The sequence below is a fragment of the Brenneria corticis genome (assembly GCF_003115855.1).
GTDB classification, from domain to species: Bacteria; Pseudomonadota; Gammaproteobacteria; order Enterobacterales; family Enterobacteriaceae; genus Brenneria; species Brenneria corticis.
Map to the genome: position 1 here is coordinate 13,633 of NZ_KZ819086.1, position 16,247 is coordinate 29,879.

Annotated in this window: 15 protein-coding genes; 10 read left to right on the plus strand and 5 right to left on the minus strand. The window is 58.2% G+C overall.

Going from position 1 to position 16,247, the window contains the following annotated elements; all coding sequences use genetic code 11:
* Window positions 1–72 precede the first annotated feature (72 nt).
* The 5 genes from proX to DDT56_RS16800 all read right to left on the minus strand — a co-directional run bounded on the left by proX (window position 73) and on the right by DDT56_RS16800 (window position 6,222).
* Window positions 73–1,077 (minus strand): glycine betaine/L-proline ABC transporter substrate-binding protein ProX, encoded by a 1,005-nt coding sequence (gene proX / locus DDT56_RS16780; RefSeq protein ID WP_136167582.1) that lies wholly within the window; start codon window positions 1,075–1,077, stop codon window positions 73–75.
* A gap of 104 nt (window positions 1,078–1,181) precedes the next feature.
* Entirely contained in the window at window positions 1,182–2,420 is a 1,239-nt protein-coding gene (proW, locus tag DDT56_RS16785; protein ID WP_136167583.1) for a glycine betaine/L-proline ABC transporter permease ProW, read from the minus strand.
* A complete protein-coding gene (gene proV, locus DDT56_RS16790) occupies window positions 2,413–3,615 on the minus strand; it encodes a glycine betaine/L-proline ABC transporter ATP-binding protein ProV (RefSeq protein WP_136167584.1) in 1,203 nt (400 codons plus the stop codon). The genes proW and proV overlap by 8 nt, the downstream gene beginning before the upstream one ends.
* Before the next feature lie 597 nt (window positions 3,616–4,212).
* Window positions 4,213–4,599 (minus strand): oxalurate catabolism protein HpxZ, encoded by a 387-nt coding sequence (gene hpxZ, locus DDT56_RS16795; protein ID WP_136167585.1) that lies wholly within the window; start codon window positions 4,597–4,599, stop codon window positions 4,213–4,215.
* A gap of 36 nt (window positions 4,600–4,635) precedes the next feature.
* Complete coding sequence (locus DDT56_RS16800) at window positions 4,636–6,222, minus strand: gamma-glutamyltransferase family protein (RefSeq protein WP_136167586.1); 1,587 nt, start codon at window positions 6,220–6,222, stop codon at window positions 4,636–4,638.
* A gap of 161 nt (window positions 6,223–6,383) precedes the next feature.
* Between DDT56_RS16800 and DDT56_RS16805 the strand changes: the two genes are divergently transcribed.
* From DDT56_RS16805 to DDT56_RS16850, 10 genes are all read left to right on the plus strand, one after another.
* Complete coding sequence (locus DDT56_RS16805) at window positions 6,384–7,223, plus strand: MurR/RpiR family transcriptional regulator (RefSeq protein ID WP_136167587.1); 840 nt, start codon at window positions 6,384–6,386, stop codon at window positions 7,221–7,223.
* 228 nt (window positions 7,224–7,451) lie between these two features.
* Window positions 7,452–8,237, plus strand: coding sequence for a transporter substrate-binding domain-containing protein (locus DDT56_RS16810; protein WP_168197647.1), 786 nt, complete (start codon window positions 7,452–7,454; stop codon window positions 8,235–8,237).
* Between the two features lie 12 nt (window positions 8,238–8,249).
* Window positions 8,250–8,918, plus strand: coding sequence for an amino acid ABC transporter permease (locus DDT56_RS16815; RefSeq protein ID WP_136167589.1), 669 nt, complete (start codon window positions 8,250–8,252; stop codon window positions 8,916–8,918).
* On the plus strand, window positions 8,918–9,571 hold the full coding sequence (locus tag DDT56_RS16820) for an amino acid ABC transporter permease (RefSeq protein WP_136163959.1): 654 nt from the start codon (window positions 8,918–8,920) through the stop codon (window positions 9,569–9,571). The genes DDT56_RS16815 and DDT56_RS16820 overlap by 1 nt, the downstream gene beginning before the upstream one ends.
* On the plus strand, window positions 9,552–10,295 hold the full coding sequence (locus DDT56_RS16825) for an amino acid ABC transporter ATP-binding protein (RefSeq protein WP_136167590.1): 744 nt from the start codon (window positions 9,552–9,554) through the stop codon (window positions 10,293–10,295). The genes DDT56_RS16820 and DDT56_RS16825 overlap by 20 nt, the downstream gene beginning before the upstream one ends.
* A gap of 59 nt (window positions 10,296–10,354) precedes the next feature.
* A complete protein-coding gene (locus DDT56_RS16830) occupies window positions 10,355–11,599 on the plus strand; it encodes a pyridoxal-phosphate-dependent aminotransferase family protein (RefSeq protein WP_136167591.1) in 1,245 nt (414 codons plus the stop codon).
* Window positions 11,596–12,879 (plus strand): allantoate amidohydrolase, encoded by a 1,284-nt coding sequence (hpxK, locus tag DDT56_RS16835; protein ID WP_136167592.1) that lies wholly within the window; start codon window positions 11,596–11,598, stop codon window positions 12,877–12,879. Before DDT56_RS16830 ends, hpxK begins: the two co-directional genes overlap by 4 nt.
* Window positions 12,880–13,609: 730 nt before the next feature.
* Window positions 13,610–13,966, plus strand: coding sequence for a YdiL family protein (locus DDT56_RS16840; RefSeq protein ID WP_136167593.1), 357 nt, complete (start codon window positions 13,610–13,612; stop codon window positions 13,964–13,966).
* Window positions 13,967–13,978: 12 nt separating this feature from the next.
* Window positions 13,979–14,539, plus strand: a complete 561-nt coding sequence (aroL, locus tag DDT56_RS16845; RefSeq protein WP_136167594.1) for a shikimate kinase AroL — start codon at window positions 13,979–13,981, stop codon at window positions 14,537–14,539.
* 482 nt (window positions 14,540–15,021) lie between these two features.
* Window positions 15,022–16,242: an MFS transporter gene (locus DDT56_RS16850; protein ID WP_136167595.1), complete on the plus strand. Its 1,221-nt coding sequence runs from the start codon at window positions 15,022–15,024 to the stop codon at window positions 16,240–16,242.
* Window positions 16,243–16,247 lie beyond the last annotated feature (5 nt).

Here is a 16,247-nt window from a genome sequence, read left to right on the forward strand (position 1 = left end):
TTTCGATCGGGGGATGGATAAAAGGCGGCGAAAACCGCCTTTCGGAGAGTGGCAGACGTGCGGTGTCCGCGCTTATTTAGCCGCTTCGGTCGCGGTTTTCACCCAGCCGTCAAATACCTGCTGGTGAGCCTTGATCCAACTGTCGGCGTGGCGCTCGATATCCCGTTCGGAATTTTCGCCGTTATGCATACGCAGGTTTTGCGCATTGATATCGGCCAGCGGCAGCTTCATGATGGAGAACAGCTTGGCCGCTGCGGGGTTCTTTTCCGCCCAGGCCTTGTTGGCGACAATTCTCATATTATTGACCGGGAAGCCATAATCGACCCCGCTGGGCAGCTTGGTGCTGGTACCTTCCTGTTTGCCCGGCAGGGAAGAGAAGGGAACCTGTAGCCATACCACATCTTTTCCCGGCACCAACACGTTGCTCACCCAGTACGGCGTCCAGGTGTAATACAGAATCGGTTTGCCTTCTTTATAGCGCGTGATGGTATCGGCGAGCATGGCGGCGTAATTACCCTGGTTGTGATCAACCGTATTGGTCAGCCCATAGGCTTGCAGGTGGTGGTTAATCATCGCTTCACAGCCCCAGCCGGGGTTACAGCCGGTCAGGTCGGCTTTGCCGTCGCCGTTGGCGTCAAACAGCTTGGCGATTTTGGGATCTTTCAACTGCTCGACGTTGGTGATCTTGTACTGTTCGGCGGTCTTTTTATCGATCAGATAACCCTGAGCCGCATTGGCGATATATACGCCCTGCCGGTAGAATTTGGCGTCGCCGCCCGCGGCCTGATATTGGTCGGCATGCAGCGGATCCCAGTTGACGGCGAGAAAGGTCGCGTCACCCCCCGCGACAGAGGCAAAAGCCACGTTATAATCCACTTCACGAATAGGCTGTACGTCGTAGCCCAGTTTCTCCAGCGCTTTGTTGACCAGCACCGTCTGGAAGGCTTCTTCGGAGATGGTGCTCTGCAACGGTACGACCGTCACGCCTTTACCAGGCTGCTCGGTATCGGCGGCGAAAAGCGGCGTGCTCAGCAGCGCGGTTGTCAGGGCGGCGGCCCAGATTTTTGTCTTGAACATAGTTATTTCCTCGTTCTCTGTTTTAGTCGCGCAGGTTTTATCTGTCGGTCTAATCGTCGATGGATCCGTTGCCCGCCCTGGGCCGGGCAACGGACGCATAGCGGTTATTTTTTGATGAAAGGGCGGGTAACCAGACCGATGGGGCCGGTGCTATACCAGCTCTTATTGCCTTTGCTGCGTCTGTCGCGACCCAACGATTGAGTCAGGCGGTCAAGGATGATGGCCAGAATAACGATACCCACGCCGCCGACGGCCGCCAGGCCCATATCCAGGCGCCCGATGCCGCGCAGCACCATTTGGCCTAAACCGCCCACGGCGATCATTGAAGCGATAACCACCATCGACAGCGCCAGCATCAACGTCTGGTTCACGCCCGCCATGATGGTCGGCATCGCCAGCGGCAGCTGAACTTTAAACAGCATCTGCCGGGGGCTGGCGCCAAAGGATTCGGCGGCCTCAATCAGATCCGCCGGCACCTGACGGATGCCCAGAATGGTCAGGCGAATAATCGGCGGCAGGGCAAAGATGATGGTGACCACCACCCCCGGCACGTTACCGATCCCGAACAGCATGACGATCGGCACCAGATAGACAAAGGCCGGGGTGGTCTGCATCGCATCCAGCAACGGCCGGATGACTTTGGCCGCTCGCTCGCTGCGCGCCAGCCAGATCCCCATCGGCAGCCCGATCAGCACGCAGAAGAACAGGGCGGTCAGCACCAGCGCCAGAGTGACCATCGCCTGCGACCATGCGCCGATGGCGCCGATAATGATCAGCGATATCAGCGTGGCGACGCCCATGCCCAGGCTGGACATCTGCCAGGCGATCAGCGCGAACACCACGATGGCGATCGGCGCCGGCATGCCGAGCAGAAACTGTTGGAAACCGCTGAGGATGAAATCGACCGGGACGCGAATGCCCTGAAACAGCGGTCTGAAATTCACCACCACCCAGTCGATGCCGTTGGTTACCCAGTGGTCCAGCGGAATCAGCGTATCTTTGAACGGATCGAGCAGGCTGAAATGTTCAGGCTCGGCCGGCGGGGCGCTGCTCAGCCAGTCGCTGCCGGACGAGGCCGCATCGGAGGGCGCGGTGCCCCAGGCATCCGCGCCGTCGGCGGGAGCAGCATCCTGAGGCGTGGACCAGGGATCGCTCTGCCCGCCGGCGTCAGGGGCCGGGGCGTTCTCTGCCGGCGGCGTGGATTGTTCCGCCGGCGGCGTATCCTGCTGGGTGGTCGCCCAGGGATCGTTCTGCGCCGCGTTTTCCTGCTGGTTAGCGGCCTGATCGGCGCCTGGCTGCGGCGCGTTACTGTTTTCCCATGAATCGGGCGTTGATTTACTCATTGGTCGCTCCCTCCTTATCCAGTGCCTGTAGCAGCATTCCCTTGGAAATGATGCCGATGTACTCATTGTTTTCACCGACCACAGGGACGGCGCATGGTGCTTGCGCCACCTGGGAGATCAGTTCGTTGAGTGACATATCTGCGGGCACGGGAGCCGGATCGGACAACAGCGCGTGTTCCAGCGGCTGTTGCTCCTTCAGGGCCTGTTTCAGTGAATCGATAGAGACGACGCCGATGTATTTCTGGCCGCGTTCCAGCACGTAGCCGTAATCGCGATCTTCGTCCTGCAGGATTTTCAGCGCCGAGCGCGGTCCGACGCCCGGCGTTTTGCGGATAAGCGTCACCGGACGGCGGCGGGCGATATCCTTGGCGCTGAAGACGTGGCTGATGTCCACGCCGCGGAAGAAGGTGCGCACGTAGTCATTGGCCGGGTTGTTGAGAATTTCGTCCGGCGTGCCGACCTGAATCACTTCGCCGCCGTGCATAATGGCGATACGATCGCCGATGCGCATGGCTTCATCCAGATCGTGCGAGATAAAGACGATGGTGCGCTGGTTGCGCGATTGCAGCTTGATCAGCTCATCCTGCATTTCGGCGCGGATCAGCGGGTCGAGCGCGGAGAAGGCTTCGTCCATCAGCAGGATGTCGGGGTCGTTGGCCAACGCCCGCGCCAGCCCGACGCGCTGCCGCATCCCGCCGGACAGTTCATCCGGGTAGGAGGTGGCGTACGCTTCCAGGCCGACCTGTTGCAGGGCGTTCAGCGCTTTCTGCTCGCGTTCTTCTTTCGCTATCCCCGCCAACTCCATACCGAATGCGGTGTTGTTGAGGATATTCAGATGCGGCATTAACGCAAACGACTGAAACACCATACTGATTTTCTTACGCCGCACATCGCGCAGCGCCGTGTCGGATATTTGGGCGATATCTTCGCCATCAATCAGAACCTGACCGCGGGTCGGTTCTATCAGACGATTGAGAAGGCGTACCATGGTTGATTTGCCGGAACCGGATAATCCCATGATGACAAATATCTCGCCTTCTTCAATGGCCAGATTGGCATCTTTCACACCGAGCGTCAGACCCGTTTTTTCAAAAATCTGGTCCTTGCTTAAACCCTTATCTATCAGTTTAAATGCCCGGTTAGGATGCTCGCCAAATATCTTATAAAGATGCTTTACTTCAAGTTTAATTGCCATGAAATTATTGTTTTCCTATGGTCATTTATAATTCTATAGCGCTGTCCTGGTAATGATTAAACGCTCTATACCCTACCATAATCTGATTCTGAGACAACCCCCCCATGCTCTGAATCTGTTGTAACCCTTACATAATAAATAGTGCGATTTTAATACTATTATTTTCATATAATTGGATAAGACGACGGATTTTAATATTGGCGCATTTCTAACCTATGTCATTTAAAACAATTGGTTATGAGACCTGTTTTTCGCGGCGCTCATCCGTGTGAAATAAGCATTTTACTCCTGCCGTCAATTGCCGATTATTGTTTGTTTTATCAATAAACTACGGGCCGATATAATGTTCCGCTCGGGCCGCGGCGACGGGCCGGTTTGCGGCTAATATAATTTAGGTAAACCGTCGCTATTGCGTTAATTATAGCAAAAATAGACGTGGTGATTTTCTCGCGTAATTTGATATATGACGCAGGGGCAATTCTGGGGAATATTGCCCGCCGCGGTAGTGTGATTCGGTTAACATTATTCTCCCGCCGCGCAGGCGGATTTTTTACCCATTACGGCGTGGAGGGGCAGTGAATATTTCCCGTCATTCGCCTACTCGCTCATCAGGCTGACGTGCGCGGCGGCGATGCGCCATCCCTCAGGCAGTTTCACCCAGGTTTGCATCTGGCGGCCGATTTTAGCGCTGCCTTCCCGGCGGAATTCCGTACTGGCCACCGCCATGTCGTCGCCGTAAGTGGTGATCACCGTATTTTGCAGCGTTCGCTCCAGCCCGGCGGACGGGCGGGCGAGGCGGAACGCGCGGATTTCATCGATGCCGTAAAGGTTTTCACTTGCCCCATAGCGAATGGTGTGGCCGTGGGACCAGAACAGCTCATCCAGTACCTCGATATCGTTACTCGTCAAGGCGTTCTCATAGCGGTAAAAGGCGGCGCTTACCTCGGCCAGTACGCTGGGATGGTTAATGTCATCAAGTCGCATCGGAACGGCTCCTGAGAAGAACAACGTTTAACAAAATTAAAAGCCCGCGGCGCTGCCGTTGCTGCGGGGATCGAACGCTCCTTCCAGCATGCCGTTGGTATGGCGGACGATGGCGCCTGCATGGCCGACGGTTTCGCTAAAGCCGCTCAGCAATTCGACGTCGTGACCCAATGCGCGCAGCGCGTCGACGGTGGCGGGGTTAAAGCGGTCTTCAAGTTTCAGAGTATCGGAGGATTGGCCCCAGGTGCGGCCCAGCAGCCAGCGCGGGGCGGTGATCGCCTGCTGCAGCGGTAATCCCTGAAGCACGTGGCGGATAAACAGCGCGGCCTGCGTCTGGGGTTGGCCGTCGCCGCCCATCGATCCATAGACCATGGTGCGGCCGTCCGACAGCCTTGCCGCCGCCGGGTTTAAGGTATGGAACGGCTGTTTGCCGGGCTCCAGCGCCAGCAGATGGTCGGGGTCAAGACTGAAAGCGGCGCCGCGATTCTGCCATAGCACCCCGGTTCCCGGCAGTACCACGCCGCTGCCGAATTCGTGGTAGATGCTCTGAATAAAAGAGACGCACAGGCCGCTGCTGTCGCATACCCCCATCCAGACCGTATCGCCGGGGCCTTTGCCCGCGTTCCACGGCGCGGCGCGGCGGGTATCGATCTGGTGCGCCATGATGCCGAGCCTGTCGGGCGCCAGCAGCGTCTGAACGTCCTGGGTCATCATTTTGGGGTCGGTGATAAAGCGGTCCCGCAGGCCGAAAGCCAGCTTGGTGGCTTCGACAATGCGGTGCACGGTCTGGCTGTCGCTTAAATCCGCCATGGCGAGGTGGTCGGTCAGGCCGAGGATGGCTAATGAAACCAGCCCCTGCGTCGGCGGCGCGAGGTTATAAATATCGCCTTTGCTGTGCTGCAGGCGCAACGGCGTAGTGCGTCTGGCGCGGTAGTTCGCCAAATCATCATTGGTCAGCGGCATGCCGGCCAGCGTCATCTGCTGCGCGAAACGCGCCGCCAGCGAACCGCGGTAAAAGCCGTCCAGTCCTTCCAGCGTCAGCAGCGTCAAGGTATCCGCCAGATCGGGCTGGGTGAAGCGGCTGCCGGCGCGGGGAATGGCGCCCTGCGGCATGAAAACCCGGCCGAACTCCCGCTGGTCGGCCAGCTCGTGATAGTGCTGGGTCAGCGCATCCTCCTGCGACTGCGTAACGGGAATGCCGTCGGCCGCATAGCGGATGGCGTCGGAGAGTAAACGGGCGACGGGCAGCGCCGTGTCTCCCAACTCCTGAGAGAATTTCAGCGCTTCCTGCCAGCCGCCCACCGCGCCGGCAACGGTGAGCGCGGCCTTGGGGCCGCGATGCGGGATGCGGGTTTCGCCCTGATAAAAGTCGCGGCTGGCAAGACTGCCCGCCGCGCCGCTGGCGTCGATGGCGATCGGCTCGCCCTGGGGCGGCAGAATTAACCAGAATCCGTCGCCGCCGAGTCCGTTCATATGGGGATAAACCACCGCGATGGTGGCCGCCGCCGCCACCATCGCTTCAATGGCATTGCCCCCTTCGCGCAGAATGGCCTGCGCGCTGGCGCTGGCCAAATGATGTGGCGTCACCGCCATGCCCAGTGGCGCGCTATTGCTTTGCATCATGCCGTGGTTCCTTTTTTGTCCGGCGGTTGGGGAAGTCGAGTCACCCTGGTGTTAAGCAAACGCCGTTCCAGTTTTGCCGGCTGTTTAATCATCGCCGGCTTGTGGTATGTTGCGATGAAATAAACTGAAACGAAAGTTACAGCCGATAGGTGAATAGCGTCATGAAGCAGATTGATGAACGGTTACGGCATCGCTACAGCGAACTTTCCCCACAGGAACAGCGGGTTGCGGATTTTATTTTCGATCATATCGATGATTTGATCGGCTATAACAGCGCCGAGCTGGCGCGGCTTAGCGGCGTATCCAAAGCCACGGTCAGCCGCTTGTTCAAGCGCCTCGGCTACGCCAACTATCGCGCCATGCGCGAGGAGTTGCGCACGTTGCGCCAGAGCGGGATGCCGCTGGCGGATCACCGTGACGCGGTGCAGGGCAATACCCTGCTGGCGCGCCATTACAAGCAGGAAATGGCGAATCTGACCCAGTGGATCAATCAGATCGATCCGGCGTGTTTCGGGGCGGTTATCGCCGCCATGATGCGGGCGCGGCGCCTGTGCATCATCGGCCTGCGCAACAGCTATCCGGTGGCGCTGCATCTGCGCCAGCAGCTGGTGCAGATCCGCCAGCAGGTGATGCTGCTGGTTCAGCCGGGGCAAACGCTGTCGGAGGAACTGGTGGATGTGAATGAACAGGATGTGGTGGTGGTGGTGGCCTTCCGCCGCCGCTCGCGGATTATTCAACCGTTACTGGCGGAGCTGCACGCCAGGCGGATCCCGGTACTGTTGTTGTGCGAACCGCAGGCGCACGCCTTGCCGTCATCGGCTACCTGGTCGCTGCACGCGCCCCTGGACAGCGTTTCCGCCTTTGACAGCTACGCCTCCGCCATGAGTCTGGTCAATCTGCTCAGCAACGCTTTACTGCATGAAATGCTGCGCGACGGCCGCCAGCGCATTCACCATATCGCCGCTCTTTATAGCGAGCTGGACGAACTGGAACAGCGATAGCGGGGCACGGAATTGGTGCTGTTGCACCAATTTGGTTCAATCCCGCTCCGCTTTCGCCCGTCGGACGAGCCAGAGTGGCAGCGGTTTACCCCATCTCCCACCGTTCACTCATGCTGGCATGCTCCTTGCTTTGATTTGCAACGATGGTTTCAATGTTTGCTTTTAAAGAATCTTTCGTTTCAAAATAATTTAACCGGGGGCAAAACGATGTTGATCAAAAAGCTGAGCATTAAAAAATATTTGCTGGCGATAGCCGGCGCCGCGCTGTTACTGACTCAGGCCGGCGGCGTGATGGCCGACCAGTTACAGGATATCGAGAAGCGCGGCGTGCTGCGCGTGGCGGTGCCGCAGGATTTCCCGCCGTTTGGATCGGTGGGGACGGATTTACAGCCGCAGGGGTATGACATCGATATTGCGCGCTATCTGGCGCAGGAGATGAAACTGAAGTTGCAGCTGGTGCCGGTCACCAGCGCCAACCGCGTACCCTATCTGCAAACCAATAAAGTGGATCTGGTGATTTCCAGCCTGGGTAAAAACGCCGAGCGCGAAAAAGTGATCGACTTCAGCCGCGCCTACGCGCCGTTCTTCCTCGGCGTGTTTGGCCCGCAGGCCGGCGAGGTCAGCGCGCCGGAGGGGCTGCAGGACAAGAGCGTCGGGGTAACGCGCGGGGCGGTGGAAGATATGGTGCTGACGGAGATTGCGCCGAAAGCGGCGCGGATTAAACGCTACGAAGATAACAACACCACGCTGTCCGCTTATCTCTCCGGCCAGGTGGAATACATCGCCACCGGCAACCTGGTGGTGGCGGCCATCGCCGCGCAGAATCCGACCAAAGCGCCGGTGGCGAAATTTATGCTGAAAGATTCGCCGTGCTACATCGGTCTGAAAAAAAATGAACCGGCGTTAAAAGCCAAAGTGGATGCGTTAATCGACAAGGCGTTGCAAGACAATACGCTTAACGCCCTGTCGGAAAAATGGCTGAAAGCGCCGCTGCCTGACAGCATCAAGGCATAACGGGGGCCTGCGATGACCTATCAGCTTGATTTTACCGCCCTGTTGCCGTTCTGGCCTGAGCTGTTGGCGGGCTTATGGGTCACCATTGAGCTGACGGCGCTGGCAACCATCGGCGGCATCGCCATCGGTATCTGCGGCGCCGCCTTGCGCAGCGGCAAACCCTCGCTGCCGGGCAGGCTGTGGGGCCTCTATGTGGAAGCGATCCGCAATACGCCGTTTGTGGTGCAGCTGTTTTTTATCGTCTTCGGCCTGCCCGGTCTGGGGTGGAAACTTACCGCCGGGCAGGCGGCGCTGCTGGCGATGCTGATCAATCTGGGAGCCTATAGCACGGAAATTATCCGCGCGGGCATTCAGGTGACGCCGAAAGGTCAGTGGGAAGCGGCCAGAGTGCTGGGGTTGTCGCGCTGGCAGACGTTTTTCCGGGTGATTCTGCCGCCGTCGCTGCAACGGATTTACCCGGCGCTGGTCAGCCAGTGCATTATCGTAATGCTCGGGTCGTCGGTGGTATCGCAGGTTTCCTATGAGGAGCTGACCTTTGCCGCCAACCTGATCCAGTCGCGTACTTTCCTGAGTTTCGAGGTGTATCTGGCGACCACGCTGTGCTATCTGGAGCTGTCGGTCCTGATGCGTCAGCTGTTGCTGCTGGCGGGGCGGCGTTTTCTGGGGAGTCAGCCGTCATGATGACCTTTACCGACTGGGACATTGTCCGCAACCTGCTGCTGGCGGCGCGCTGGACCCTGCTGCTGTCGCTGACGGCGTTTATCGGCGGCGCCGTGGTGACGCTGCCGCTGATGCTGCTGCGGCTGACCAAACGCAAATGGCCGACGCGCGCTATCCGTCTCTATTCCGAGCTGTTTCAGGGCACGCCGCTGCTGATGCAGCTGTTCCTCGCCTTTTTCGGTCTGGCGCTGTTCGGCATCGACGTCAGCCCCTGGACGGCGGCGGCGCTGGCGCTGACGCTGTTTACCAGCGCGTTTCTGGTGGATATCTGGTGCGGCAGCGTCGAGGCGCTGCCCAAAGGGCAGTGGGAGGCGTCGCGCTGTCTCGGGCTGAACTTCGGGCAAACGCTCTACCGGGTGATTGCGCCGCAGGCGATGCGTATCGCCATCGCGCCGACGGTGGGCTTTTCCGTGCAGGTGATCAAGGGCACCGCGCTGGCGTCGATTATCGGCTTTGTCGAACTGACCAAGGCGGGAACCATGCTGAACAACGTCACCTATCAGCCGTTCAAGGTTTTCGGCCTGGTGGCGCTGGGCTATTTCCTGATGTGCTATCCGCTTTCCTATTACAGCCGTTATCTGGAGAAGAAATTCAATGCCGCTCATCACCATTAATCAGGTGCAGAAATATTACGGCTGCAACCATGTGCTGAAAGGCGTGGATCTGGATATTGAAATGGGCGAAGTCATTTCGATTATCGGGCGCAGCGGTTCCGGCAAAAGCACCCTGCTGCGCTGTATCAACGGCCTGGAAGGGTATCAGGAAGGCAGCATCAAGCTGGGCGGTATGACGGTGACCGACCGCGACTCTCAGGCGCGCGAAATCAGCCGTTCCGTGGGGATGGTGTTCCAGAATTTTAACCTGTTTCCCCATATGACCGCGCTGGAGAACGTGATGCTGGCGCCGCGCCGGGTGCTGGGAAAAAGCGCCGCCGAATGCCGCGCGCTGGGGGAACAGGTGCTGAACAAGGTGGGGCTGGGGGAGCGCATCGACTATTACCCCGCCAGCCTGTCGGGCGGTCAGCAGCAGCGCGTGGCCATTGCGCGGGCGCTGGCGATGAACCCGAAGGTGTTGCTGTGCGATGAAATTACCTCGGCGCTGGATCCGGAACTGGTGGGCGAAGTGCTGAAAGTGCTGGAACAGCTTGCCGCCGAAGGCATGACGCTGATTCTGGTGACGCATGAGATGAACTTTGCCCGGGAAGTGGGCGATCGGGTGGTGTTTATGCATCAGGGCAAGGTGTGGGAACAGGGCGACAGCAAAACGCTGTTCGCCAGTCCGCAGACCGCGGAGCTGAAACAGTTTATCGCTTCGGTGCGCGGGCTGGCGGAGGCGTAATACCTTATGCCCTTTGAAAAAGAGTCTTTCGATGAAACAAAAGATTGGAGCGAACCACAATGAATAACGAGCTGTCTGCGCAGATCAATCCTCCCCATCGCCTGCTGATGGGGCCGGGACCAATCAATGCCGACCCGCGGGTGTTGCGGGCGATGGCCAGCCAACTGGTCGGTCAGTACGATCCGGCGATGACCGACTATATGAATCAGGTGATGGAACTGTACCGCCGGCTGTTCCGTAGCGAAAATCGCTGGACGATGCTGGTGGACGGCACGTCGCGGGCCGGCATAGAGGCCATTCTGCTGTCGGCCATTCGCCCCGGCGACAAAGTGCTGGTGCCGGTGTTCGGCCGCTTTGGCCATCTGCTGTGCGAAATCGCCCGCCGTTGCCGCGCCGAGGTGCATACCATCGAGGCGCCGTGGGGCGAGGTGTTCACCCCGGATCGCATCGAAGACGCCATCAAAACCGTGCGTCCCCGCCTGCTGCTGACGGTGCAGGGCGATACCTCGACCACCATGCTGCAACCGCTGGAAGAACTGGGCGATATTTGCCGCCGTCACGGCGTGCTGTTTTATACCGATGCCACCGCCTCTTTCGGCGGCAACGCGCTGGAAACCGATCGCTGGGGATTGGATGCGGTTTCCGCCGGGCTGCAAAAATGCCTGGGCGGACCGTCCGGCAGTTCGCCCATTACCCTGAGCCCGCAGATGGAGGCGACGATCCGCCGTCGCAAATGCGTCGAGCAGGGGATCCGTACCGACGCCCATCGGGACGGCGAGGACGAAATGATCTACTCCAACTATTTTGATCTCGGCATGGTGATGGACTACTGGGGGCCGGAGCGTCTCAACCATCATACGGAAGCCACCAGCATGCTGTTCGCGGCCCGCGAATGCGCGCGGATCATTCTGGAAGAGGGGCTGGATCGCTGTATCGTCCGTCATGCGTTACAGGGGGCGGCGCTGGTGGCCGGTATTCAGGCGATGGGGCTCGGCACCTTCGGCGATCTCGACCACCGGATGAACAACGTGCTGGGGGTGGTGATCCCGCAGGGGATCCACGGCGAGCAGGTGCGTAAAATGCTGCTGGAGGATTTCGCCATTGAGATCGGCACCTCGTTCGGGCCGCTGCAGGGCAAGATCTGGCGTATCGGCACCATGGGCTATAACGCCCGCAAAGACTGCGTGATGCAGACGCTGAGCGCGCTGGAAGCGGTGCTGAATCGGCTGGGGTTCCGCTCGGCGCAGGGGGCTGCGTTGCAGGCCGCGTGGGATTGCTACGCCGCCAATGAGGAGCCTGCATGAGTGATGCCCTGATGTCGGCGTCCGCCGCGCTCGCCGCCGCCGGGCAGGTGATGGCCCGCTGCGACGCGCTGGCGGAAATCAGTGAAACCGCCGGGCAGCTCACCCGGGTATACCTGTCGCCGGAACACCTGCGCGCCAATGCGCTGGTGGGCGAATGGATGCGTGAAGCCGGGATGCGGGTCTGGCAGGACAGCGTCGGCAATATCTGCGGGCGCTATGAAGGCCGGCGGCCGGACGCGCCGGCGCTGTTATTGGGCTCGCATCTGGATACGGTACGCAATGCCGGACGCTACGACGGCATGCTGGGCGTATTGACGGCGATTGAAACGGTGCGCGCTCTGCACCGGCGGGCCATTCGTCTGCCGGTCGCCCTGGAGATCGTCGGATTCGGCGATGAAGAGGGCACCCGCTTCGGCATTACCCTGCTGGGCAGCCGCGGGCTGACCGGCACCTGGCCGGCGGACTGGCTGAGCCGTCAGGACGCGCAGGGCATCACGGTGGAACAGGCGTTGCAAAACGCCGGGCTGGATGCGCAGGCGATCGCCCTGGCGGCGCGTCCGGCGGGCGATATTGCGGCGTATCTGGAACTGCATATCGAGCAGGGCCCCTGCCTGGAACAGCAGGATCTGGCGCTGGGGGTGGTCACGGCAATCAACGGGGCGCGGCGGCTGAACTGCGCCTTTCACGGCGTGGCGGGGCATGCCGGCACGGTGCCGATGACGCAGCGCCAGGATGCGCTGGCGGCGGCGGCGCACTGGATGGTGCGGGCGGAGCGTCTGACGCGGGAGAGCGATCCCTACCTGGTCGCCACCTTCGGCACCCTGCAATGTTTGCCGGGGGCCGCCAACGTCATTCCCGGCGAGGTGCGCTTGACGCTGGATATCCGCGGTCCGGACGATGCGGCGCTGGATGCGCTGCTGCAAAAGCTGCTGGCGCTGGGCGATGAGATTGGCGGCGCGCGCGGCTGCCGGTTTGGCGCCGAAGAGTATTACCGCATTGCGGCCACCCGCTGCGATGCGGCGTTGCAGCAGCGGTTGAGCCGGGCGGTGACGCAGGTTCAGGGGCGCGCGCCGCTGTTGCCGAGCGGCGCGGGGCACGACGCGATAGCCATTGCCGAACGCTGGCCGGTCGCCATGCTGTTCGTTCGCTGCCGGGAGGGCATCAGCCATCATCCCGACGAGTCGGTAAGCACGGCGGACGTGGCGCAGGCGCTGAGAGCGCTGGAGGCGGTGATACTCGGCTATCGGGATGAGGCGTCCGCCGTCGGTCTTGCCGAATGATAACGTAGCCGCGGCGGGGCCGGGGAAAAGGCGGGTCAGATCGTTGAGGTATCCCCAGAAAATAATTAAGTATTATTTGATAAATCGTCTTAGATAGCAGGATGTGGTCTTTTAAAGGTTTTCCTTCGCGTAAAAAATCGCGCTGAGGTGGGCGTGACCGCCGGGTGAGCGACAGGACGTCGCGAAAGCCAGTGCCGCGCCGGACAAAAACGCCGGTAGCGTTTTTGAACAGCGCTTGCGCTGGCCCGTTAGGGCGAGTCCCATGGATGGGACGAGTATCCCGCGTCAATGGCGGCCCGATCGGCGGTCACGAACGCCGAAGGCATCGCGTAGCGACGCGATTTCCGCGAAAAGCCCGGGGGCACGGGGCGGCGGCGACTGAGCCGCCTCGTGTCGGGCGCGTGCTGCGACGGTGGCAGAAATCGACTGAGGTTAGTGCGCACGAAACCCTCACTGTGCTTACAGACATTCCTTTCCAGATTTGTGGGGGCCCTCAGTGGGTTAGGCCGCCTTTTCGCGTACCGCTCGCCGCCCGTCATCGACGAAAATTCCCTTCCCCCGCCAAGCGGCGCGATATTATTTTTTTCTCTTCCATTTTAAGACGGTCATCATGACTTTCTTGTAACTGCCTTGTCATTCTGCATTATTATGATAACGATCATTCCCCGTGGGGAAACAGAATGCTATTTAGTTAGCAACTCATCCAAATCATTCCTGGAGTCAGCGTATTATGAACCATTTGGAACTACAGGCTCTGCGCCAGCTTTTTTTTATGAGCATCGACGAAGCGGCAAACTATATTGCGGGTGATAATGATACGGAAATGTGGCGGAAATGGGAAAAGGGAGAACGGGAAATACCCCCCGCCGTCAGAGAAACCCTGAGTCTGATGAACAAAAAACGCAAAGAAAGGATCAGCGCCATCATTGAAAAGATAAATAATCGCATCGGGAATAACACCATGCGTTTTTTTCCCGATTATGACGCTTTTCGTTCGGTCTATACCGACGGGGATTATTTAGCGTGGAAGATATATCAATCCGTGGCGGCCGAACTCTATTCCCATAATCTGGAACGATTGTGCTAACAGGACAAATTCATGATCAATACCATCATACTTGTCGGCCCGCGCGCGTCAGGTAAAACCACGGTAGGAAAGATTCTGGCGGCCCGTTTAAAACTGGATTTCATTGATACGGATGAGGTGGTGCAGAAAAAAACCAACAAGACTATCGCGCAAATTGTCGATGAACAGGGGTGGGACAACTTTCGCATAATCGAAGGCCGGATATTGAAAGAGGTTACCCTCTCCGGCTGCATCATTGCCACCGGCGGCGGGATGGTGATCGCGCAGGAGAACCGCAATCACATGAAAAACAAAGGTATTGTTTTTTATCTTGCGACATCCGTCGAGACGGTGGTCAAGCGCCTGCGGTCGAATCCGGCGGTGAGCCAGCGTCCCTCCCTGACGGGATTGTCGATTACCGAAGAGATTGGCGGCATTATCAAAACGCGCGATCCGCTCTATCAGGAAAGCGCTCACTTTGTGATTGACGCCAATAACGGCAAAGAGCAGGTCGCGCAGGAAATTGACGCCATTTACCATACCTTGCTGAACGACGCCGCTAATGATGCCGCGGAGATACCGTCCCGCCCTTAACGGAATAAGTTTATTTTCAGATATGGATATTGCGGCAGGAAAATAAAGGGAAATAACGATCTCGACTGCCGCAATATTGCACGATTTGTCCTATATTATGTGTGCAAAATATGACCCGAGTCATAAAAATAAATAATATGTTTCCTTGGTCACAAAATTAAAAAAAACAACCCGGCATGAGATATTTGATGTCGGCAATACGCTTGTTTTATTTTATAAATACAGCCTATAGATACAATCTATGAATTAGCCATAAAAAATGAATTATTTATTGATGGGGAGAGTTGCTAGCATGGAAATACATTAAGAAATGATATTTATCATGCGCCTAACTCATATATTTATTCGCTCTTTAAACTGATTTGCCGAATCTTCAGCGGGAGAAGGGGCGAAGTGGTGTCTGGCGGACAGTTTTTTGCGGCAAGCACAGGAAAGGAAATAGCGGCGACGCCATAAAAACATCCTTTCCAAAAAGGTTTATTATGAAAAACAAGTATATAGCAACATCTTTTGGGTTATATCTCAATTATCTGGTCCACGGCATGGGCGTTATCCTGATCAGTCTGAATATGGCCCATTTGCAGCAACAGTGGCAAACCGATGCGGCCGGGGTATCGGTAGTGATTTCCTCTCTGGGGATTGGCAGGTTAAGCGTTTTGCTCGTGGCGGGCATGCTTTCCGATCGCTTCGGCCGGCGGCCTTTTATCTATCTGGGGATGGCCTGCTATCTGGGATTTTTTCTGGGGATCCTCAGTACGGAAAGCATCGTCGTCGCCTACTGCTTTGGCTTTCTGGCGGGGATGGCGAACAGTTTTCTCGACTCCGGCACCTATCCGACATTGATGGAAGCGTTTCCCAAGACCCCCAGTACCGCCAATATCCTGATCAAAGCGTTTGTTTCCGGCGGTCAGTTTATTTTACCGATGATCATCAGCGTGCTGGTCTGGTTCGAACTCTGGTTCGGCTGGGCGTTCCTGATTGCCGCCGGCATTATGCTGCTTAACGGGCTGTGTCTGCTGCGATGTCCTTTTCCGCCTCACGGCTCCCGGCCCGAGGCGGAGAAAGAAACCAATATCGCCGAACCGCCGGTGGCCGAAGGCAGCAGCTGTAAGATGCTGGATCTCGTCAGCTTTACCCTTTATGGCTACATTTCCATGGCGACGTTCTATCTGGTCAGCCAATGGTTGGCGCAATACGGGCAGTTTGTGGCGGGGATGCCCTATACCTCGTCGATCAGGCTGCTGAGCATCTATACCGTGGGTTCCCTGCTGTGCGTGTTTATCACCGCCGGTCTGGTGAAGAAAACGGTCAGTTCAACCACCCTGTTGATGTTGTATACGTTTATATCCTTCGTGGCGCTGTTGACGGTGTGTCTGCATCCTACCGTGACGACCGTGATGGTTTTCGCCTTCGTGATCGGTTTTTCCGCCGCGGGAGGCGTAATGCAACTGGGGCTGACGCTGATGGCGATGCGTTTCCCACACGCCAAAGGGAAGGCCACCGGTATTTTTTATAGCGCCGGCAGCCTGGCCACCTTCACTATTCCGTTGATCACCGCCAAATTATCGCAAACCAGCATCGCCAGTATTATGTGGTTTGACGTCGGCCTCTCGGCCGTCGGTTTCCTGATCGCGTTGTTTATCGGCTATCGCAATATGAAGGAGCGCCGCGGCATGATAAAGATAAATCAGCTTCAGGTTTGACGCGC

Coding starts and splice junctions, on each gene's coding strand:
- DDT56_RS16820 (WP_136163959.1), top strand. CDS start 8,918: ATGACCTTTACCGACTGGGACATTGTCCGCAACCTGCTGCTGGCGGCG.
- proW (WP_136167583.1), bottom strand. CDS start 2,420: ATGAGTAAATCAACGCCCGATTCATGGGAAAACAGTAACGCGCCGCAG.
- hpxZ (WP_136167585.1), bottom strand. CDS start 4,599: ATGCGACTTGATGACATTAACCATCCCAGCGTACTGGCCGAGGTAAGC.
- proV (WP_136167584.1), bottom strand. CDS start 3,615: ATGGCAATTAAACTTGAAGTAAAGCATCTTTATAAGATATTTGGCGAG.
- hpxK (WP_136167592.1), top strand. CDS start 11,596: ATGAGTGATGCCCTGATGTCGGCGTCCGCCGCGCTCGCCGCCGCCGGG.
- aroL (WP_136167594.1), top strand. CDS start 13,979: ATGATCAATACCATCATACTTGTCGGCCCGCGCGCGTCAGGTAAAACC.
- DDT56_RS16840 (WP_136167593.1), top strand. CDS start 13,610: ATGAACCATTTGGAACTACAGGCTCTGCGCCAGCTTTTTTTTATGAGC.
- proX (WP_136167582.1), bottom strand. CDS start 1,077: ATGTTCAAGACAAAAATCTGGGCCGCCGCCCTGACAACCGCGCTGCTG.
- DDT56_RS16800 (WP_136167586.1), bottom strand. CDS start 6,222: ATGATGCAAAGCAATAGCGCGCCACTGGGCATGGCGGTGACGCCACAT.
- DDT56_RS16825 (WP_136167590.1), top strand. CDS start 9,552: ATGCCGCTCATCACCATTAATCAGGTGCAGAAATATTACGGCTGCAAC.
- DDT56_RS16850 (WP_136167595.1), top strand. CDS start 15,022: ATGAAAAACAAGTATATAGCAACATCTTTTGGGTTATATCTCAATTAT.
- DDT56_RS16805 (WP_136167587.1), top strand. CDS start 6,384: ATGAAGCAGATTGATGAACGGTTACGGCATCGCTACAGCGAACTTTCC.
- DDT56_RS16815 (WP_136167589.1), top strand. CDS start 8,250: ATGACCTATCAGCTTGATTTTACCGCCCTGTTGCCGTTCTGGCCTGAG.
- DDT56_RS16830 (WP_136167591.1), top strand. CDS start 10,355: ATGAATAACGAGCTGTCTGCGCAGATCAATCCTCCCCATCGCCTGCTG.